Source organism: Blautia sp. 210820-DFI.6.14 (genome assembly GCF_020558815.1).
Lineage (GTDB): Bacteria > Bacillota > Clostridia > Lachnospirales > Lachnospiraceae > Blautia_A > Blautia_A obeum.
Genome location: NZ_JAJCKS010000034.1, coordinates 1 through 20,371 on the forward strand (window position 1 = coordinate 1; position 20,371 = coordinate 20,371).

The 20,371-nt window shown below is 37.7% G+C and carries 22 protein-coding genes; all 22 read left to right on the forward strand.

Annotated elements, in window-relative coordinates:
* Positions 1-340 precede the first annotated feature (340 nt).
* The 22 genes from LI112_RS16090 (at position 341) to LI112_RS16195 (ending at position 19,803) form a co-directional block, all read left to right on the forward strand.
* Positions 341-658: a PH domain-containing protein gene (locus tag LI112_RS16090; RefSeq protein WP_227191087.1), complete on the forward strand. Its 318-nt coding sequence runs from the start codon at positions 341-343 to the stop codon at positions 656-658.
* A gap of 102 nt (positions 659-760) precedes the next feature.
* Positions 761-1,465: a DUF4160 domain-containing protein gene (locus tag LI112_RS16095; protein ID WP_022389061.1), complete on the forward strand. Its 705-nt coding sequence runs from the start codon at positions 761-763 to the stop codon at positions 1,463-1,465.
* A 19-nt stretch (positions 1,466-1,484) separates the two neighbouring features.
* Complete coding sequence (locus LI112_RS16100; protein ID WP_005426852.1) at positions 1,485-2,183, forward strand: DUF4160 domain-containing protein; 699 nt, start codon at positions 1,485-1,487, stop codon at positions 2,181-2,183.
* Positions 2,184-2,577: 394 nt separating this feature from the next.
* Positions 2,578-4,071 carry an RNA-binding domain-containing protein gene (locus LI112_RS16105; protein WP_227191088.1) on the forward strand — a complete coding sequence of 498 codons (1,494 nt, stop codon included), beginning with the start codon at positions 2,578-2,580 and terminating at the stop codon, positions 4,069-4,071.
* A 22-nt stretch (positions 4,072-4,093) separates the two neighbouring features.
* A complete protein-coding gene (locus LI112_RS16110; RefSeq protein WP_022389062.1) occupies positions 4,094-4,603 on the forward strand; it encodes a hypothetical protein in 510 nt (169 codons plus the stop codon).
* Positions 4,564-4,770 (forward strand): hypothetical protein, encoded by a 207-nt coding sequence (locus LI112_RS16115; protein ID WP_022389063.1) that lies wholly within the window; start codon positions 4,564-4,566, stop codon positions 4,768-4,770. Before LI112_RS16110 ends, LI112_RS16115 begins: the two co-directional genes overlap by 40 nt.
* Positions 4,771-4,855: 85 nt before the next feature.
* Entirely contained in the window at positions 4,856-5,383 is a 528-nt protein-coding gene (locus LI112_RS16120; protein WP_117638796.1) for a flavodoxin family protein, read from the forward strand.
* 46 nt (positions 5,384-5,429) lie between these two features.
* Complete coding sequence (locus LI112_RS16125) at positions 5,430-6,026, forward strand: class I SAM-dependent methyltransferase (protein WP_227191089.1); 597 nt, start codon at positions 5,430-5,432, stop codon at positions 6,024-6,026.
* Between the two features lie 165 nt (positions 6,027-6,191).
* The gene (locus tag LI112_RS16130) at positions 6,192-6,770 is read left to right on the forward strand and encodes a TetR/AcrR family transcriptional regulator (protein ID WP_117638797.1); all 579 of its coding nucleotides are present in this window, start codon (positions 6,192-6,194) and stop codon (positions 6,768-6,770) included.
* A complete protein-coding gene (hypB, locus tag LI112_RS16135; RefSeq protein WP_227191090.1) occupies positions 6,742-7,410 on the forward strand; it encodes a hydrogenase nickel incorporation protein HypB in 669 nt (222 codons plus the stop codon). The genes LI112_RS16130 and hypB overlap by 29 nt, the downstream gene beginning before the upstream one ends.
* Positions 7,411-7,443: 33 nt before the next feature.
* Positions 7,444-10,230 carry an FAD-dependent oxidoreductase gene (locus LI112_RS16140; protein ID WP_227191091.1) on the forward strand — a complete coding sequence of 929 codons (2,787 nt, stop codon included), beginning with the start codon at positions 7,444-7,446 and terminating at the stop codon, positions 10,228-10,230.
* A 37-nt stretch (positions 10,231-10,267) separates the two neighbouring features.
* On the forward strand, positions 10,268-10,612 hold the full coding sequence (locus LI112_RS16145) for a hydrogenase maturation nickel metallochaperone HypA (protein WP_227191092.1): 345 nt from the start codon (positions 10,268-10,270) through the stop codon (positions 10,610-10,612).
* A gap of 23 nt (positions 10,613-10,635) precedes the next feature.
* Positions 10,636-11,670, forward strand: a complete 1,035-nt coding sequence (locus tag LI112_RS16150; RefSeq protein ID WP_117997310.1) for a DUF5692 family protein — start codon at positions 10,636-10,638, stop codon at positions 11,668-11,670.
* Between the two features lie 194 nt (positions 11,671-11,864).
* The gene (locus tag LI112_RS16155) at positions 11,865-13,625 is read left to right on the forward strand and encodes a DUF2075 domain-containing protein (RefSeq protein ID WP_227191093.1); all 1,761 of its coding nucleotides are present in this window, start codon (positions 11,865-11,867) and stop codon (positions 13,623-13,625) included.
* Positions 13,626-13,630: 5 nt separating this feature from the next.
* Positions 13,631-13,963 (forward strand): nucleotide pyrophosphohydrolase, encoded by a 333-nt coding sequence (locus tag LI112_RS16160; RefSeq protein ID WP_005426816.1) that lies wholly within the window; start codon positions 13,631-13,633, stop codon positions 13,961-13,963.
* A gap of 276 nt (positions 13,964-14,239) precedes the next feature.
* Entirely contained in the window at positions 14,240-15,181 is a 942-nt protein-coding gene (locus LI112_RS16165) for a restriction endonuclease (RefSeq protein ID WP_005426811.1), read from the forward strand.
* A gap of 289 nt (positions 15,182-15,470) precedes the next feature.
* Complete coding sequence (locus LI112_RS16170) at positions 15,471-15,758, forward strand: hypothetical protein (protein ID WP_005426808.1); 288 nt, start codon at positions 15,471-15,473, stop codon at positions 15,756-15,758.
* A gap of 12 nt (positions 15,759-15,770) precedes the next feature.
* On the forward strand, positions 15,771-16,643 hold the full coding sequence (locus LI112_RS16175) for an HNH endonuclease domain-containing protein (RefSeq protein ID WP_227191094.1): 873 nt from the start codon (positions 15,771-15,773) through the stop codon (positions 16,641-16,643).
* 76 nt (positions 16,644-16,719) lie between these two features.
* On the forward strand, positions 16,720-16,962 hold the full coding sequence (locus LI112_RS16180) for a hypothetical protein (protein ID WP_005426805.1): 243 nt from the start codon (positions 16,720-16,722) through the stop codon (positions 16,960-16,962).
* A gap of 154 nt (positions 16,963-17,116) precedes the next feature.
* On the forward strand, positions 17,117-18,013 hold the full coding sequence (locus LI112_RS16185; RefSeq protein ID WP_005426803.1) for a hypothetical protein: 897 nt from the start codon (positions 17,117-17,119) through the stop codon (positions 18,011-18,013).
* 192 nt (positions 18,014-18,205) lie between these two features.
* Entirely contained in the window at positions 18,206-18,796 is a 591-nt protein-coding gene (locus tag LI112_RS16190) for a hypothetical protein (RefSeq protein WP_005426801.1), read from the forward strand.
* 125 nt (positions 18,797-18,921) lie between these two features.
* Positions 18,922-19,803, forward strand: a complete 882-nt coding sequence (locus LI112_RS16195; protein ID WP_138343811.1) for an Abi family protein — start codon at positions 18,922-18,924, stop codon at positions 19,801-19,803.
* The last annotated feature ends 568 nt before the right edge of the window (positions 19,804-20,371 follow it).

Here is a 20,371-nt window from a genome sequence, read left to right on the forward strand (position 1 = left end):
AAGGTATTTCCGCTTTTTAATTATTCAGTTGTAACACATGTATTGTAATCCTACATTCCAGAGGAGAAGAGGCGCTAACACTTAATTGACACTCGTACCTCAATCTGCTATATTAAAATTACATATCTGGGAAAGTTCTTTAACCGTTCGGTTGCTTACTCCCCATATGAAAACAAGAAAATATGGCGGAGAAGATGGAACAGAAAAATTTACTCGCAAGATTTTGAAATTATTTGAGAATTATAAATAATCTTAAGGAGGAAGGCGTATGGCAACAGTAAACAGTGGAATCAGAGAGGATGCAAATTTCTTAAATCTTAAGGAAATTGCGCAAAAATAGGTGAAATCTGAAGTTAACAATATGCTGGTTACAGGTGAAAACATTATTCAGTGCTTTCAGACAGTACGTGATCAGGTGGTTTTTACTGACAAAAGAGTTATTGTAGTCAATGTGCAGGGAATCACAGGAAAGAAAACGTCTTACTTTTCATATCCATACTCAAAAGTTTTATATTTCGGAATTGAGACGGCAGGAGTTTTGGATATTGACAGCGAATTAATTATGACATTTGCAAATGGAACGGTTCTTCAGTTTGATTTCAGATCAAAAGTAGACATCAAAGGAATTTGTTCAAATATACAGCAGTATATTTTATAAGATTGATTTTTAAGAAAAGTTCGCAGGGGGGAGTGTGGATAAGATTCACACTCCTCTTTGAACAGAATGAAAAGAGCAATGCAAGGGAGTGGGGTATTGTTAATGAAGATAACGGTTAATTTTACAGTACATATATATGCAGAAGAACGTTTGTGTGATGAACTGTTAATTCCGCATAGTGAGAATTATGGAATTGTTGGGGAAGAAATAATAGAACCGCTTAGAATAATTAATAATAGAAGCATAATGTTTGAGGTAGAGAATTCAGTATCTATAAAGGAATTTTACCAATTAATTCGAAGGCATATTTACTCTGAAAAGAATAATAGGATGGATATGTATGGAGAAGAACAAACAACTCTTGATTTTGTAGAGGAATACGATGTTCTGGAAATATATTTTTTGAAAAATGGTTTGAGGTATTCTATAGTAGATAAAAGCAAAAATTTAGAATTTTATATGCAAAAATTGGGTATATCTAATACGATTGATATACAGATTTTGGTAAGCTCAGATGCTGGGGCGGTGTTCGAGGATCATGGGATTCGTTTTTATATAAATTCTAGAGAAGGAAAACGACATAATGAGCCTCATGTACATGTTGATATAAGACAAGGGGAAGGAAGTGGGAGTTTTTCTTTAAAAACAGCAGAACAGTTGACGGGGTCTAAAATAAGAAAAAAAGATCAGAAGATTATAAAAGAAATAATTGAAAACAATCAAAAAGACTTTTTGATATACTGGAATGAGCATACAGATGGTCTGGATGTGGATTTAAATCAGGCACTGGGACTTATACATTATTAATATATGAGAGAATTGATAAATGAAAATAAAAAGTGAGATTATATATACTGATACAATTTATTACTATAAAAAGCCTGTTCCTGGCTATATATGTAGTATTCTTTCAGCGAATGATCCAGATGGAAAAAATTTAAATATTTTAGAGAGAGACTCTGAGCTTGAATTAGAATATATTTTGGAGCCAAATACTACAATGTCAGATATCCGAAATGCAATATGCGAGAAAATGAATAAGCAAATAGGTGATCTTTGCAGAAGCTGTCCGTGTATTTGCATAAAAAGTCATGAAGATTTTATTGAGATTGAAAATATGGATATTATGGTAGAAACTCTACTAAGAAAATTTCAAATAGAAGGAAATTTGCAATTATATTTTGCATTTTCTGCACTTCAAGGAGATATTTGGCGAGAAGGACAAATTCATTATTATATGCAATCACGTGAATATGGAAAACATAATAGACCGCATGTGCATGTTAATGCAGGTGATAGATATAGCGCAGCGATTGATATACTTACAGGTGAGATACTTGCAGGAGAAATTCCTGGAAAATATATGAAACAAATAAAAAATAAAGTTGAAAAGAATAGAGGGTTTTTGATTGATTGTTGGAATAATATGACAGATGGAATAAATGTGGATATTGATTATAGATTTGGAATCACGTCTTTCAGAAATGTGTTAACAGATTATGAGGGAGTTAAGGAGAGAAATTAATGGATTTACAAAATATACAAGATCAACTAAATACAGAAATTTCTAAATTAGATACTCGTATCATATTCTGGTTTGACGATAAAGGAGCATAAGCAGCACCAAACTATGGATAAGCAGAACGAAGGAATTTAGAATCCGGCAGAGGCAGGTGATCCTGGTAGATATGAGAGGTTAGCTACTGTAGGAGATTTTGAGAGAACAAGAAAGCCTTCATAAGGGAAAAACGACGTTTTATTTCTTGTACCTAAAATCATCAGAAATGGACTCTTAGAAGTTGCTTCATATCCAGAAAACTCTGTTTTGTAAATATATGTAACCTATTAACGGTTTAGCAAATGCCGTAAAATCGAGGCTTTTTATTAAACTTGCACTAAAAAGAATAGAGAGAGATGTTATGAACATGAAAGAACTACAATCCATTTTTACAATCGGAGAAACCGTGGCGGTTGAATTTAAACGCTGTGGCAATGGAATAGAAAATGACACCTATGAAACAGTATGTTCTTTCTTAAATCGTTTCGGTGGAGAGCTTTTTATGGGCGTTCTGGATGATGGAACAGTGGTCGGTGTGCCTGAAAAGGCAGCTCCGGATATGGTAAAGAACTTTATAAAAGTTGTAAGTAATCCGGTATTATTTTCGCCTACCACATATCTAATTCCTGAAATTATAAAATATGATGAAAATCATACTATCATTCACGTTCACATTCCACCAAGTGCGGAGGTGCACAGTTATAAAAAAGTGATTTATGATCGTGTGGATGATGCCGATGTAAAGGTAACTGCAACTGGTGCGATTGCGCAGATGTATATTCGTAAGCAGAATATTTTTACAGAAAGAAAGATTTATCCATATGCAAGAATGGAAGATTTAAGATTGGATTTGTTGCCTAAAATTCGAATTATGGCGCAGAATCATACCGGGGGTCAGCACCCATGGACTACGATGGATGATCAGGAGTTGTTGAAAAGTGCAGGGTTATATGGTCGGGATATTGCTACAGGTGAAGAAGGATACAATCTTGCGGCAATTATGCTTCTTGGAAAAGATGATGTAATTTTAAATGTGGCTCCAGCTTATGTTACGGATGCACTTGTGCGTAAAGTAAATGTAGATCGCTACGATGATCGAGAAATCATTAAAACGAACCTGATTGAGAGTTATAATCAACTTCTGGAATTTGGAAGAAAAAACCTGCCAGATAAGTTTTTCCTGGAAGGCGCGATAAATAAAAGTCTGAGAAATACAATTGTCAGAGAGATGATTAGTAATACGCTAATGCACCGAGAATTTACCAGTAGTTATACAGCAAAGTTTGTAATTGAAAAGAAGCGGATGTATGTAGAAAATGCAAATCGTGCATCGAAAGAGGGCATTATTACAGTTGACAATCTGGAACCAAATCCAAAGAATCCAATTATTGCAGCATTTTTCAGAAATATTGGATATGCAGATCAACTAGGTTCTGGAGTTCGAAAACTATTTAAATATAGTAAGTATTATTCGGGAAGAGATCCGCAGTTTGTAGAAGATGATGTGTTTCGTATCGTTGTACCATTAGATGATGAATATTCGTTTGATTATAGTATAATAATTGATAAGGATAATGAAAACGCTAGTGCCGATAAAGTGACAAGTAGTGCCGATAAAATGCCGATTAGTGCCGATGAAGTGCCGATAAATACTTTAAGTGAGCAGCAGAAAAAGGTATTGCATTTTGCAAAAGAAAACGGGCAGATTACATCGCATCAGGTAGAACTACTATTAGAAGTAAAACAAAGACGTGCTAGAAGTATTCTTGGAAAACTGGTTGATATGGGGGTGCTTGAACGATTGGGTGCTTATAGAAATACAGTATACATCCTAAAAAATGGAAGGAAGAAATAATATTGCAGGGAGTATTTAACGTATGAAGAAGAAAATTATAGCTGTAATAGCTTTCGTATTGGTAGTTACAGGAGTTCCTTTTTGTGCTATCAAGGGAGATGAGGCTGCCAGAGCGAGGGCAAAAGAGGCAGCAGAAAACCAGAACAAGGAATGGTATAAAGAAGCGAATGCGTGTATAGATGCTGGAGAGTATGAGGATGCGATAAAACTGCTGGAGAAATTGCCAACAGACTACGAAGATAGCAGATATATCATACCATATGCGGAATATTGTAAAGGTGTTGCGGAAAAAGAAAAAATTGAGCAGCTGTACAGGCTTACGTGGAATTTCCCGCGAGAAAATGAATATACTGGAAAATATTCGGAGAAAATGCAGACAGCGAAAGCGGAAACAAAAGCGCAATATGAAGAGTATACAGAACAGAAAGAGAAAGAAAAAAGAGAAGAAATCAAGAAAGATGTACCATATAAAGGGATGGAGCGAAAAAATTTATGGCGACTTGTCGAAATGGCAGGGTTAGCAATGCTGTAGAGTTCGTGCATTCATCTTCATCAAAACGTAATTACAGCAGAGATGATAAGAGCATGGATATGTACGATGTGTATGATTACGATGATCCAGAAGATTTTTATTATGATCATGTCGATGAGTTTGATGATATACAGGATGCAGAGGATTACTGGGAAGAGAACAGATGATATAAGTATTGGTCGGATAAAGATAAGGAGAGTGCTTTGCAAATAAAGTTTAAATGTGACAAATAAAAAGAAAAGGAGATCAGCTATGAAGATCGTAATTATTAATGGAAGTGCAAGAAAGGGAAATACGTTAACAGCAATCAATACTTTTATAAAGGGAGCAGCTGAACATAATGAGATTGAGATGATTTCTCCTGATAAATTACATATTGCTCCATGCAAAGGCTGCAAAGCCTGTCAGTGCCATAAGGGCTGTGTGGATCAGGATGACACGAATCCGACAATTGACAAAATTGTAGCAGCAGATATGATCCTTTTTGCAACCCCGGTCTATTGGTGGGGAATGACTGCACAATTGAAGCTGGTTATTGATAAATGCTATTGTCGTGGATTACAGCTTAAGGGAAAGAAAGTTGGCATCATTGTGACTGGCGGAGCTCCGGTTGATAATGTACAGTACGAGCTGATCAGGAAACAGTTTGAATGCATGGCAGGATATTTATCATGGGAAGTATTGTTTTTCAAGACCTATTCTGCAAATGCCAAGGATGAACTTGCAGGGAATGTGGAAGCTATGGAAGAACTGGAGAAACTGGGACAGGGTGTGAAGTGAATATTATAAATGAAATCCAAAATTCTACAGAAGAAGAGCAGAAGATATGAACCAAACTGAGAGTCAATGGGACAAATTGCTGAAGATAAAGACGACCGGACGGGATGATTCTCGTTCTGACCAGTACAGATATCCGTATGAGCCGACGCAGTATCTGGTATTAGAACGCCTGGCGAACAGTGGGTTGATCAGTAAGAAAAATACAGTTCTTGATTATGGGACTGGGAAGGGCAGGGTATGTTTTTATCTTTCCTATCAGACGCGATGCAGATCTGTTGGCGTGGAATATGATGAGCGTATTTTCAGTGCAGCAGAATCTAACAGAGAACATGCAGTATCGGGCAGAAGAGTATCCTTTGAGCTGACAGGAGCAGAAGAATATGCAGTACCAACTGATGTGGACAGGTGCTATTTTTTTAATCCGTTTTCTGTAGAAATACTGCAAAAAGTTCTTGCCAGAATTTATGAATCATACTATGAGAATCCAAGAGAAATTCTGTTAATGTTTTACTATCCGTCAGAGGAATATATAAGCTGTCTCATGACGGAAGAAGCTTTAATGTTTGTTGATGAAATAAGCACAGAAGATTTGTTTGAAGTAAAGAATGAGCGAGAAAGGATTTTAATTTTTTCAGTAGAATAAGAATAGGGACATACAGCAGACTGCGTAACAGCATTTACTTAATTGTAAATTGTAAAGTTACGCAGCCTTTTTTATAATATAGATTGACAATATCTTAACAAGGCATTACAATAATGGAAACCAGAAAACCAAAAAGAGTTTCTGGGTTTCCAAATGGAGGATTGAATGCGGGATAAAATTATTGATGCAACGGTTGAGGAATTTAAACAGAACGGCCTGAAATTTACAATGAACGATCTGGCGAAGCGGCTTGGAATCAGTAAAAAAACAATTTACACAGTTTTTGAAAGTAAACAGGCAGTTCTGGTAGCAGTAGCGGACCGTTATGCGGCAGATTTAAACAGTATGCAGGAAGAACTGGAGGCGGATGTAAGTCTGAATGTAGTGCAGAAACTGGAGAAGCTTTTGTGCGCACTGCCGGAAAAGTATTACAACATTGGACTGAGCCGAATCTACGAACTTGCGGAAAAGTATCCGAAGCCATACCGACATCTGATGAGGTCAGTAAACAATGGATGGGAACAGGCAGAAAAGTATCTTGAAAAGGGCATGGAAGAGGGCATGATTCGAGAAGTTTCCATTCCGGTAGTAATGGCAATGGTAAAAGGCACTGTATATTGTTTTATGGAGTCAGATATTCTGTATCAAAATGAACTGACTTATGAACAGGCAAAAAAAGAAATGGTAGAAATACTGATGAAAGGAATAAAAGCAGGTGGGAAAAGTAAGGATTCTGGAAATTAAAGAGAGCGTGTTTGCGGACAATGACAGACAGGCAGATCAGCTTCGGATCAGACTGAAAGAAAAAGGTGTCTTTCTGATGAATCTGATGTCGTCACCTGGCTCCGGCAAGACGACAACTCTGAAAAGAACGATAGCAGCTTTAAAAGATGACCTTCGTATCGGGGTCATGGAGGCGGATATTGATTCAGATGTGGATGCACTTGCAATTGCCGAAACCGGGGCAAAAGCAATTCAGCTGCATACAGGTGGCATGTGTCATCTGGATGCAAAAATGACAGAGCAGGGGATCAAAGGTCTGGGCATTGAAGATGTAGATCTGGCGATTCTCGAAAACGTAGGAAATCTTGTCTGTCCGGCCGAGTTTGACACAGGAGCATCAAAAAATGTAATGATTCTTTCTGTTCCGGAAGGTCATGACAAACCTTTGAAATATCCATTAATGTTTGAAGTATGTGATGCAGTTCTGATCAATAAGATTGATGTACTTCCATACTTTGATTTTGATATGGAACTGGTAAAAAAATACATTCACCAGAGAAATCCAAAAGCGGAGATTTTCCCGGTCAGTGCAAAGACAGGAGAAGGCATAGAAGCATGGACTACATGGCTGAAAAAGCAGGTTACTGACTGGAAATCATAACAAAACAGAAGAGAGAAGGGAAAGGAAAGAGAGATGAAAAAAGAACTCGATAAGGAGCTTTATCCGGATTATGTGTACCCGGAATTTACACCGGATCCGGGTAAACCATTTCGCGAGCCAATTGCGAAACTGGGCAAAAAGATCACAGACCGTATTCCGCAGAAGCTGGGTCTTAAAAAGATCACCAGAAATGATCCGGAGTATTGGGGACTGGCCGGAGTGCTTACTGATGAGGAAGCACTCCTGGCATTGAAGCTTGGGGTAAGAAAGCCAAAAACACTGTCGGAGATCGTGAAAATTTCAGGGCTGGAAGAGAAAAAATGTGAGGCACTTCTGGAAGAAATGTCACGCAAAGGACTTCTCGAATACAACTGGGAAAATGCGGCACATGAGAAGCAGTATGTCCTGCCGATGTATGTACCGGGATGTGCGGAATTCTTTAATATGAATGCAAAAATTCTGGAATCCAACCCGGAAATGGGTACATTTTTTGAACATATGTCCCGTTTGCCACTGGAGAAAATTACTCCATTTGTACCGGAGGGTGGAGCAGGTATTGGCATGCATGTCATTCCGGTAGAAAAAGCAATCGAGATGGAAAATGAATCTGTTGATCTGGAACATATTTCTTACTGGCTTAGTAAATATGAGGGAAAATATGCAGCAAGCCCTTGTTCCTGCCGTCGTTCCCGACTGACACATGACGAAGGCTGCGCCGATGATCCGGAAGGATGGTGCGTTGCAGTTGGTGATATGGCAGATTATGTTGTGGAGACACAGAAAGACGGACGCTATATTTCCAAAGAAGAAGCTCTGGAGATTTTCAGACAGGCAGAAGAAAATGGTTTTGTACATCAGATTACAAACATTGACGGAAAAGATAAAATTTTTGCTATCTGTAACTGTAATGTAAATGTCTGTTATGCACTTCGTACGTCACAGCTTTTTAATACGCCGAATATGTCCCGTTCTGCATACATCGCAAAAGTTGAGAAACAGAATTGTGTTGCATGCGGAAAATGCGTAGAAACCTGTCCGGCAGGTGCTGTGAAACTGGGACAGAAACTCTGTGACAAAGAGGGCTGTGAGATTACATATCCGCAGATGCCACTTCCAGGCGATCAGCCATGGGGCGAGCATATGTGGTCACACAACTACCGCGATGTCAACCGTATCAATTGCTATGATACCGGAACAGCACCGTGTAAAACAGCCTGTCCGGCACATATTGGTATACAGGGTTATCTTCAGCTTGCAAAAGAAGGCCGTTATGAGGATGCACTTGCACTGATCAAGAAAGATAATCCACTTCCGGCAGTCTGCGGGCATGTATGTAACCGTCGCTGCGAAGATGCCTGCACAAGAGGCACAATCGACGAAGCTGTTGCAATCGATGAAGTCAAACGCTTTATTGCAGAACGTGATCTGAATGCAGAGACACGCTTCATTCCAAAGAAAACAATTCCGTCACTGAAAGGCGGATTTGAAGAAAAAATCGCAATCATCGGAGCCGGTCCAGCTGGTTTATCCTGTGCATATTTCCTTGCACTGACCGGATACAAACCGACGATCTTTGAAAAAAATGCAGAACCGGGCGGTATGCTTCGCTATGGAATTCCATCCTACAAACTGGAGAAAGATCTTCTGGCGGCAGAAATTGATGTGATCCGTCAGCTTGGCGTAGAAATCCGCTGTGGCGTAGAAGTTGGAAAAGACGTTACGATCGAAGACCTGAGAGAGCAGGGATATAAAGGATTTTATGCTGCGATCGGCTGCCAGAGAGGAAGAAAACCGGGAATCAGTGGAGAAAATGCCGAAGGTGCATATGCGGCTGTGGATTTCTTAAGAGAAGCCGGTGCAAAAGAGAGTTTTGCGCTTGAAGGTGATGTTGTTGTAGTTGGTGGCGGAAACGTAGCCATTGACGCGGCAAGAATCAGCAGCAGATGTACTGATGCAAAGATTTCCATGTTCTGTCTGGAAACAAGAGAAAAAATGCCGGCAAGCGACGAGGAAATCGAAGAAGCACTTGAAGAGGGAATCGAACTGAACTGTGGATGGGGACCAAAAGAAGTTCTGGAAGAAAATGGCCATGTAAGTGGCGTTGTTTTCAAAAAATGTACCCGTGTATTTGATGCACAGGGCAGATTTTCACCGGAATACGATGAGAACGATACAGTAACAATTCCTTGTCGTCATGTCATTTTCTCAGTAGGCCAGGCAATCGACTGGGGCCATATGCTGGATAATCTTCATGTAGAACTCCGCCCGAACGGTGGCGCACTTGCCAACAAACTGACTTACCAGACTTCTGAACCGGATATCTTTGTAGGTGGTGACGTATACACTGGACCGAAATTTGCCATTGATGCGATCGCAGCCGGACGTGAAGGTGCAATTTCTCTTCACCGTTACGTCCATGAACATTGTACACTGACGATCGGACGTAATCGACGTGATTTCATCGAACTGGACAAAGAAAACATCAAAGTGGAAACTTATGACTCATCCAGTCGTCAGATTCCGCCAAAAGCGGATGTAAAAGAACAGGCAAAAACCTTCCGTGATCTGTCACAGAGTCTGACAGAAGAGCAGGTGAAAAAAGAAACTTCCCGCTGCCTGTCCTGCGGTGCATCTGTTGTTGACCCGAATAAATGTATCGGATGTGGTGTCTGTACAACGAAATGTATGTTTGATGCAATCCACCTGCACAGAGAGATTCCAGGAGCTTCCATTATGCGTGCTTCGGAAGATAAGCTGAAATACATTCTTCCAAACATGGTGAAACAGTCAATCAAAGTGAAATTCAAAAAGAAAAAATAGGAGCTGTGCAGCAGCTCTCAGATAAAGGAGCAAAAATATGCACGAGCTTGGAGTAACTTTTCATATCATGGATCATCTGGAAAAGGTGGCCGCTGAAAATAAAGTGACACATGTACGAAAAGTCACACTTGAACTGGGAGAGGTCTCGACAGTGATCGAGTCCTATTTACAGAATTGCTGGACATGGGCTGCAAAAAAGCGGCCTCTGTTCGATGAATCTGAATTAGTGGTGGAAACATTACCTGCACTCACGTATTGTGAAGACTGCAAGCAGACATATCCAACGGTAAAACATGGAAAAAACTGTCCACATTGCGGAAGTGAGCATACCTATTTATTGCAGGGAAATGAGTTCAACATTAAGGAAATAGAAGTAGAATAAACAAAAGAGGGAGAGTAAAGAGTATGTTTTTTCAAATCTACGGAGAGACAGCCGGATGGCAGCTTCTTGGATGGCTGCTGGTATTTGCCGGACTTGTCGTAATGAATGAAATCGCAAGAAGATCCAAAGCGGGCGGTATTGCCTGTTTCCTGATCCTTCCTGCAGCACTTAGCGTGTACTTTATCGCTATCTATGTTGGCGCAGCAATGGGAGCCGACTGGGCACTGAATAATGATACATATGTGCACATGAACAGCTGGTTCCATTATGCAAAGCTGTATGCAGCAACAGCAGGATGTATCGGATTTATGATACTGAAGTACCACTGGGGAAAGCTTGGAAAATCTCATGGATTTAAAGCTTTTCCGTTTATCATTGTTGCAATCAATATCCTGATCGCAGTAGCATCAGACTTTGAATCAGCAGTCCGTGCCGGTTCGCTTGCTGGCGGTTGGTGGCTTTCCTCCGAAGGTGTATGGCTTTATGGAGGTTGGTGGAACGTATTAAACGGACTTGCCGGAATTTTAAATATTTTCTGTATGACAGGATGGTGGGGAATCTATTCCTCAAAAGACAAAAAAGATATGCTTTGGCCGGACATGATCTGGGTATATGTCCTTGCATATGATATCTGGAATTTCCAATATACATATCTGAACCTGCCGACACATTCCTGGTACTGCGGACTGGCACTTCTGCTTGCACCTACCTTTGCAGCAGCACTCTGGAATAAAGGCGGTTGGATTCAGAACCGTGCAAACACACTGGCTCTCTGGTGCATGTTCGCACAGGTATTCCCGCTGTTCCAGGATGCGAGCCGTTTCACAACAGTCACTTCCGTATACGGACAGGGCGGCATCGCAGCAGCAATGGGAAGCAGTATGCCGACCATCGCAGAACCGACTGCACAGGGAATCATTTCCGTACTGTCATTTGCAGTGAATGTATTCGTCTTCGCATACATCCTGAAACGTGCAAAAGCACAGAAAAAGAACCCGTGGAAGAACGAGATCTTCACAGATACAAAAGATTACAAAGAAGCAATGGAAAGAGCATAAAGATGAGAAAGGCACTGACGGAGGTCGGTGCCTTTTTTGGACAATATAAACAACAAAACGGTAATTGAGGTGTGAGTGGTTAAATGATATAATTAACCCAGAGAAACTTTTGAAACCAAATCTAAAGAATCTTATTATAGTACGAGAAGGTAACAACCGTAAGGGAAGATGGGTTATAAAAAACGATAATGAGCATGAACATCACAAAACCAATTATTAGAAAAATAAAAGACAATGAAACTGCACTGGCTGAATTTGAGAAAGAAATCAAAATAAATGAAGCAGAAGATACCAAAGACATTATCATGAACTTTCCGACGGTATACATCCACAACTGGCCGGAAACGAATAAGTATGATGTATATGTCGGTGAATCCAACAATATCTTTGCGCGTACGAGACAGCATTATCAAAGTAGAATCAAGCATGAGACATGGCAATATAGAATGATGAAAACAGATGCTTCACTATATATCATCGGACATGAACATTTCAATAAATCCCTGACACTGGATGTTGAAAATCGTCTTATGCATTATCTCATGAGTGTGGATAAAGTGCGACAGGTACACAATGGAAGAGGAAATCCCCAGAAGAGTTATTATCCATCTGAGGAATTTGAGGGGATTTTTCAGAAAATCTGGACAGAGCTTCATGAGTCGGATGAGGAACTTTTTCCAGATGAAAATATCGTGAAAGACTCTGCGATTTATAAAGCATCGCCATTGCATAAATTAACAGACGAGCAGGAGGATGCAAAAATCCAGATTCTGGACTGTATTGCATCGGCCAGAAACAAAAATGAAAAACAAATCATATTTATTGATGGTGAAGCAGGTACTGGAAAGACCGTTCTGAACAGCAGTATCTTCTATGAATTATATTGTCAGGAAGAAGAAAAAGACAATACAGAATTTAAATGCTGCATGGTGGTCAATCATGATGAACAGGTAAAAGTGTATTCTGATATTGCGAAGAAGCTTGGAATCACAGAAAAGTATAAAGATGTGGTAAGTAAGGCTTCTACTTTTTTAAACAGACATAAAGATCCTGATTCGGTGGATGTTGTTTTTGTTGATGAAGCACATCTGCTTTTTACACAGGGAAATCAGGGATACAGTGGGAAAAATCAGCTGGATGATATCGTAAAACGAGCGAAAGTTGTTGTCATTGTATTTGATGAAAATCAGATATTACGAATGGACCAGTACTGGGAAAAGCAGATGATTGACAGGTATCGCAATAAGGCAATTGAGCAGCGTAATCATATCACATTGACCAAACAGCTTCGTATGCAGGCGGATGATGAGACACTTGAATGGATCGATGCTTTTACGAAAAAACAGATTATAAACAAAATTCCACATCATGACTATGAAATAAAAATCTTTGATTCACCGGAAGTACTGGATCTGGAAATACAGAAAAAAGCAAACAGTGAGAAGAGCAGATTGTCGCGTGTCATTGCCAATTATGACTGGGATTATAAGAAAGGCAAAAAGCCGGAGGATACATCAAAAAAATACTGGGAAGTAGATGTGTGGATAGAAGACCAGAGATGGCATAAGCCATGGAACTACGAACTGGAACAAAATCTTAATAAAGATGAGAAAAAGAAGATAAAAGAACAGGCATGGGCAGAGCAGGCACACACAATTGCCGAAGTTGGTTCAACTTATACAATTCAGGGATTTGATCTCAACTATGCAGGAGTGATTCTTGGAAAGTCTGTAAAATATCGTGATGGAAAAATTGTTTATGATCCAAGCGAAAGCAGCAACGGAAAAGCGACCAAGAAGAGAACAATGGAAGACGGTACAAAGCAGAACTTTGCAAAAGAATTGCTGAAGCATGAGGTTCGTGTTCTTATGACACGTGGAGTAAATGGTCTGTACATATATGCATGCGATGACCAGTTAAGAGAAGCCTTAAAAAAGGCAGCAGAACAGGAGTAAGAATAATGACAGAAGAGACAATAAAACAAATTTTGAAATTTCGAGATGACCGTGACTGGAAACAATTCCACAATCCAAAAGATCTGGCGATTTCCATTTCCCTGGAGGCCGCAGAACTCCTCGAAGTATTCCAGTGGAGCGGTACAGACGTATCCAATGAGGGAAAACAGGAAAAAATCAAAGAAGAACTTGCAGATGTATTAAATTACTGCGTCCTCATGGCAGATGCCTGTGGACTGGATATCGATGAGATTGTGCAGGAGAAGATTAAGGTCAATAATGAGAAATATCCCGTGAGCAAGGCGAAAGGGAAGAAAGAGAAATATAATAAATTGTGAAATATGTTTATGAAGCATCTATCAGAAATATTGGATACGTGGAGTAGATTGGCTCAGGTGTGCGAAATCTGTTCAAATACAATAAATTCTATTCAGGAAAAGAACCAGAGTTTGCAGAAGGAGATGGGTTTGGGAGGGGCTACTGGATGAGTAGCACTCATACGATTTTGGGGTAGGATAATGAAAGTCAAGTTGCGACTAAAGGCGGTGAGGTTGCGACTATGGGGAGCAAAACTGCGACTAAGAAAAATGACAAAGTCAGGTGTGAGGTGAAAAATGGAAAGACCTGAAATATATACCGACAATTACAATTCACTTGAAGAGTGGATTGAATTGAGAAAGCGTAATGAAGAGTTTGTTTATCCACAGTTTTTTGTTCCCTTTAGAGAGTGGATGAAAGATATTGAGCAGAAAAGTGATATGGAAATTAAAGAGTTATTGAGAATACTGCTTCAGCCATATACTTTAGGAGTAGATACAGTTGACACATATGAATTCTACAAAGAATATGTACAGGACAAAGTAAATAAAGAAAAAAATTTACAAACATATGAGTTATGTATGAATCAATTGAAATATAATGAACGGATTTATCGTATAAAAAATAAACAAGAAGCTTGGGAAGGATTAACCTGGGTGCTTCCGTTATTAAATATTAATCCAATGAAAGCATTAAAAGCTTTAGGTATGTATTTTGATGCCGAGTGTATATATATGCCAGATGATCGAATATATGGCATTTCGGATGCGATGGATATTATCGAGGAAAAATATATAAAGAGTGCTTCTGATAAAAATGCATATATTTTTTCATTAACTTCGAGAGAGTTTGAAATTTTAATTGCCATATTATATGAAGCGTTAGGATATAAAGTGAATTTGACGAAGGCAACGAGAGACGGTGGAAAAGATATCATTGCAGAAATTAATGAGAATGAAAGAAAAGAGAAAGTTTTTGTAGAATGCAAGTTGTACAAAACTTGTGAGTTAAAGAAAGAAACAGTGCGTGCGTTAGGATATACCATGCTAAGTGAAGAAGCAACCCGAGCAGTTATTTTTACATCGGGTTACGCTACAAAAGCATTAAAAGAAATGGATACGAGAATACAGATTTTTGATATGGAAGAAATGATTCTTTTGTTAAATGCCAATTTAGGGGAAAGATGGTACGCAGATTTTGAGAGGTTGAAAAGTAATTTTATGAAGGAGATGAGTTAGTCTTCGTACATATCCTGAGCGTGTAAAAGTATAGAAAAAGGTTACAAGGAAGCAACGAAAAGAGCATAAAGTGAGAGGGGAAAGGGCATTGACTGCGGTCGGTGTCTTTTTTCATTCGTTAAACAGAAAGAATAGCGCAAAAACTGTAATTGTGATGCTGATAGTTAAATGATATAATTATTCATTTTAAATAAAATTGATATAGGAGATCAGATATGATTTTTAGAAGGTCTACTGGTAAGGCAGTTAGATCAACAATTGATGTTAGAGATGGAAGAGGGGACGAAAGATGGCTCAATATTATCCTACGCAGGAAAATGTGTTAAATATTAAAGTTCAATATTACAACGAACTTGATATACAGGGCTTTTCACAGATGTTGAAAGATCCGTCCTTTTGTTATAAATTTTATTGGTTGGAAGCAATCGTAAATCTGATTTCTGAAGGTATTACAGAAACAACATTTGATGCGATTATCGACGAAATGATTGCAAATGCTTGGTATTCTGTGCGGGAATTTCACATCCATCTTAGTGGATTACAGGCAGATGGAATGGTACGTGATGGGTTGGAATGAGCAATTCTGCAATTGACAGAACTCAGTACACTTCCGGCGAATGCTTCGAAAATAGAAATTAAAAATGCTATAGGTGAATATAATTCAGAGCTGAAAAGGTTTAAAGAACAGCTTACAAATATGGTTCCGTACAGAGCTCTGGCAGGATTTTTTGCACGCAGTAAAGAAAAGGCTGAGTGGAATAGCATTCGCCGTATGACGACGTATATTAAAGAAATTAATGATAATATAACACCACTTCCATACGTTTTAGGTGAGAGTAGCAAGTTAAAGAAAGAGGTTCGTTTTCATCAGGATTGGATTAAAATGATTCAGGATAATACGGTAAATATTCTTGGATGGATTCAATATGAAAAAGTCAAATGGCTGCAAAATAATAATCCGGAAGTTCCAGGACTTATTTATAAACTGGTTCCTATGAATGACAAAATGCGTAAGCTATCCAATGTTCGAAAATTGTGGGAGGGTGTTCTGGAAGTACGAGAGATTCGAGATGTGTTTACTGGACGTGAAATTGTTCCAAAGCAGTACGATGTGGATCATTTTATTCCATGGTCATTTGTAATGAACGATGAGCTATGGAATCTCATGCCGATGGAATCTTCTTTGAATTCTTCAAAGAGTAATCGCCTTCCGAAATGGAATCCTTTCTTTAAAGATTTTGCTTATAATCAGTATATCTTGTATGGGATGATTCATGAAAATGCAAATATACATAAAAGATTTGAAGTCTGTTATGGAGATAATCTGCATTCTATCTGGGCTGGGCAGGAACTGTACCGGAAGGGGAATACAGAGGAAGAATTTTATAATATTCTGGAGAAGAATATGTTGCCGGTGTATGAGTCAGCAAGACGGCAGGGATATGAGATTTGGGAGTATTAAAGATAAAGATTCTTACGTAAAAGAATCGGAACTATAAGATACAATATTACTTTCTTTAAGGTAGGAGGTACAACTGATGAATTATGAAAATTATCCATATGATATTTTTAATCCAATGTATCTAAAAAACACTTATGTACAGCAATTAGAAAATTGGAGAAATGTAGAACAACAAAAAAATATTTGTGATATGGTTAAAGCTATTTCCGATTATTGCGAAGCTGCTAGAAAGGTAGCTCCAGATTATCAACGAATGGCAACAGATGCTTGTATGATGGAAATTGTGCGACAGATGTTGATAGACAAACAGGTTAAATAATATATTTGTCCTGAGCATGAATTATAGGGACGTATATATTGGAAAACTAAGATCTTTGTAGCGGATACGACATTGTTTTGATACCGTTAGAGAATACTATTAATTTCAAATTTTTGACACTAAAAGTATAAAATTGAATGGAAGGAGTGCAAATATGGAAAATAATATAAAACTGGATAGATTAATTATTCCAGTGTATATAAACGAGAAAATTGTTTTGGATATGCTTGCTATTATAGAAGATGGTTTTTCGATGGTAAGTCAAATTAATTATACAGAGCATAAAGAAAGTAGTTCTGCACAGAAAGTTGATGCAGGAATATCAACTTCAGCGCCTATTTTGAGTAAATTTTTAAAGATAGATGTTTCTGGTGGATTAAGCCATGAAGGAAATAAAGGGGAAAATGAAAATGTTATTAAAGAAAAAGTGCATACAAATGTTTCGCTTTTATCAAAATTTAGAGGCTTTTTAGTAGAAAATAAAATATTAAAATCTGATTTGAATTTTTCAGAAGTACGAGTGGGAGATTTTATTGAAGTCGAGGGTGAACTGCAAAAAAATCCGATAATAAATTATATGGACAGTTTTATTGATTTGTTTCGCATGGCAGATATTTTTACCGAAAAAACACAATTGGGTAACAGAACACAAGCGAAAAATCAGAAACAAAAAGAAGATGAGGTAGTAAAGCAAATTAAGTCGTTTACTGATGAATTAAAACACAGTGGAACAATAGATTTTATTCTATCAGATGTGAAGGGAACAACAGTATTATCAGTACAAGAACAATATCTTGCCAATGATAATATATCTGAAATACTTGGAGGACATTTTAAGATCCTTGGAAAAGTAATATCGATATGTAAAGAGGATACTGAAAATATTGATTTACTTAGAAAAACTTCGTTATCGATTTTTCAAGAAGATTTGCTAAATGAATTGTTTGCTGAGTTAAAAACGGATGATATGAAGCAGTTCAATTTACCTGAATTACGGACTAAAATCGAGAGTCCTGCAGTTATTGTAATTCCTATTGCTATTTATGCATGACGTTTAGGTAAGTTGGATATAAGGACTATTAATTAGAAGGGTACGGGTAGTAGATGTGATGATTAGGACCGAAGAAGGCGGTTATTTGGGTAATCTAGTGGGGATATATAGAAATACTAAGAGTGCTTGACTAGACTCGTACAGGAAAGCACAGATTTATTGGGAAAAGTAAAAAGATAAGAAGGTATAGCTATGAAAAAGAATATAATAAAAATTAGCTTGGCAGGAGTTGTAGTCGGTGTTGTCGTATCTACAGCATCTTTTAGCGTGGCAGCGTCAGCTGTTCCAACTGAATCACCAGTAGAGTCAACTAAGGAATACGATGATATACAAAAGATGTTTCTGGCAATCGATAAAGATACAACAGAGGATGATCTTCTAAAATTGCTCGAAGAGTATGAGGTTGCATATACGGCAGAAGATTATAATGGAACACCGAAGAAAAGATGCTATAATATCGCGTTCGAAGAAGGTGCAGCGCTTCAGAGGTATGCAAATCCAGGAGATACTCTGGAGGTATCTTTTGATAAAAATGATGGTACGATATTATATGCAGAATACTTTAATAATGAGGCTTTTATGGATGCGCTTTATTATAATTATGGTACGCATTGGGATTTTAGTGAAGATGAGCCGGGTAATGTGTATTCGGGATATTATTACTATAAGCCAGGAGATACAAAAGGTGGCATTACTATGAAGTACAGTAATGGCAACACGAAAGAAACAGGATATCATAGTGTTGACAGTGCAGAAGATGCATTGGGAGATATTTTATCATAAATTAAAAAAGTATACTTAACGGTTGATTTTTTCCTTAAAATGAATATAATAATAATTAACAGAACCCAACACGCCTCTCAACGATGCGGACCACGTTGGGTCTTTTAATTTAAGGAGAATGTTGGATGGGAGAAGTAAAACAACATCAGCCTCCTATGACAATTGATGAACAGATAGAGAATTTAAAAAATATTGGGTTGATTGTCGAAGATGAGGAGTATGCGAAAAGAATATTAAATGACATTTCATACTTTAGATTGATTAAAGCCTATAGTTTAAATCTTAAGACAAATGAAGGAAGATATAGAGAAAACATTACGTTTCAACAACTGGTAGATTTATATCTTTTTAATGCAAATTTTCGTCAAATTATATTCCCTGAAATCGAAAAAATAGAAATAAATGTGCGATGTAGAATTTCGAATTATTTCGCTGAAAAATATGGTGTTTTAGGTTATTTAGAAGCAGATAATTTTGTGAATGTAAAATATCATCAAGAGTTCTTGAAGGATGTTCATGAAGAAATAAGAAGAAATTCTAAGGCTCCGTTTGTTAAGAATTTTCGGATGAACTATGCAGGTGGGATGTTGCCAATATATGCGCTGGTGGAAGTTTTCAGTTTTGGTACATTATCTAAGTTTTACAAAAATATGAAAAACCCAGATAAAAAAGCAATAGCGAAATCGTTTGGGATAGGATATACGTACTTAGAGAGTGGGTTAGAGAGCATTTCTTATGTTCGAAATATATGTGCACATTATGGTCGCTTGTATAATGCAAAATTATCAAAAACACCAATGTTGTACAAGGAATATTCAGAAGCTGGTATTGGAAATAATCGTATTTTTGGAGTGTTGTTATGTCTTAAACATATTTTGAAAAATGATAATCATTGGAATATGTTTGTAGATAAGATAGAGATATTGTTCGATAAATATGAGAATGTTGATATAACAACAATGGGATTTAAAGAGAATTGGAAAGCACTTTTAGAAAATGATAAATAAAATAGTATGAGACAAAAATGTACTAAAGTGTCTTAAGGTTAGAGAGTCGAGAAAACGGCTCTTTTCTTTTGTTATAAATTTGTACACGATAAATGTTAATTCTCGTATACGGTAAACAATTCATATACGAAAGTGTTATGATTTGCAACGGAAACTATGTTCTGGAATAAATTCCAAAATGGGAATATAAGTACTGAAATCCTAAAATAAATTCCGAAATGGGAATATATTTTGAAGTATCGAAGAGAAGATATATAAAAAATAATAAAAAAGTTTTGGAAGTACAGATTTTTGCATTGCCATTCTGAGATAATAGGTATATCAAATGAAGCAACAGTAAAAGATTTCAGAAAGGCTGCGGTGAATTTCATGAAAGGATATTTCGTTACAGATGGTTACATGGGGCTGGTAGATGGTGTGTACAGATTATTTGCAGATGAATCGGACTACTATGAATACATGAATGACTGAGAGATATCTGGATTATTTTGGAATCCTGTATTAAAATATTATTTAGGACGATAAGCGGGAATCCTCGGCAATTCAATTACCGAGATGAAAGCGTAGA

Bases quoted from the DNA above. Each gene is read 5' to 3' on its own strand.
- LI112_RS16095 (WP_022389061.1), top strand. From the start codon at position 761: ATGAAGATAACGGTTAATTTTACAGTACATATATATGCAGAAGAACGT.
- LI112_RS16100 (WP_005426852.1), top strand. From the start codon at position 1,485: ATGAAAATAAAAAGTGAGATTATATATACTGATACAATTTATTACTAT.
- LI112_RS16105 (WP_227191088.1), top strand. From the start codon at position 2,578: ATGAACATGAAAGAACTACAATCCATTTTTACAATCGGAGAAACCGTG.
- LI112_RS16110 (WP_022389062.1), top strand. From the start codon at position 4,094: ATGAAGAAGAAAATTATAGCTGTAATAGCTTTCGTATTGGTAGTTACA.
- LI112_RS16115 (WP_022389063.1), top strand. From the start codon at position 4,564: ATGGCGACTTGTCGAAATGGCAGGGTTAGCAATGCTGTAGAGTTCGTG.
- LI112_RS16120 (WP_117638796.1), top strand. From the start codon at position 4,856: ATGAAGATCGTAATTATTAATGGAAGTGCAAGAAAGGGAAATACGTTA.
- LI112_RS16125 (WP_227191089.1), top strand. From the start codon at position 5,430: ATGAACCAAACTGAGAGTCAATGGGACAAATTGCTGAAGATAAAGACG.
- LI112_RS16130 (WP_117638797.1), top strand. From the start codon at position 6,192: ATGCGGGATAAAATTATTGATGCAACGGTTGAGGAATTTAAACAGAAC.
- LI112_RS16140 (WP_227191091.1), top strand. From the start codon at position 7,444: ATGAAAAAAGAACTCGATAAGGAGCTTTATCCGGATTATGTGTACCCG.
- LI112_RS16145 (WP_227191092.1), top strand. From the start codon at position 10,268: ATGCACGAGCTTGGAGTAACTTTTCATATCATGGATCATCTGGAAAAG.
- LI112_RS16150 (WP_117997310.1), top strand. From the start codon at position 10,636: ATGTTTTTTCAAATCTACGGAGAGACAGCCGGATGGCAGCTTCTTGGA.
- LI112_RS16155 (WP_227191093.1), top strand. From the start codon at position 11,865: ATGAACATCACAAAACCAATTATTAGAAAAATAAAAGACAATGAAACT.
- LI112_RS16160 (WP_005426816.1), top strand. From the start codon at position 13,631: ATGACAGAAGAGACAATAAAACAAATTTTGAAATTTCGAGATGACCGT.
- LI112_RS16165 (WP_005426811.1), top strand. From the start codon at position 14,240: ATGGAAAGACCTGAAATATATACCGACAATTACAATTCACTTGAAGAG.
- LI112_RS16170 (WP_005426808.1), top strand. From the start codon at position 15,471: ATGGCTCAATATTATCCTACGCAGGAAAATGTGTTAAATATTAAAGTT.
- LI112_RS16180 (WP_005426805.1), top strand. From the start codon at position 16,720: ATGAATTATGAAAATTATCCATATGATATTTTTAATCCAATGTATCTA.
- LI112_RS16185 (WP_005426803.1), top strand. From the start codon at position 17,117: ATGGAAAATAATATAAAACTGGATAGATTAATTATTCCAGTGTATATA.
- LI112_RS16190 (WP_005426801.1), top strand. From the start codon at position 18,206: ATGAAAAAGAATATAATAAAAATTAGCTTGGCAGGAGTTGTAGTCGGT.
- LI112_RS16195 (WP_138343811.1), top strand. From the start codon at position 18,922: ATGGGAGAAGTAAAACAACATCAGCCTCCTATGACAATTGATGAACAG.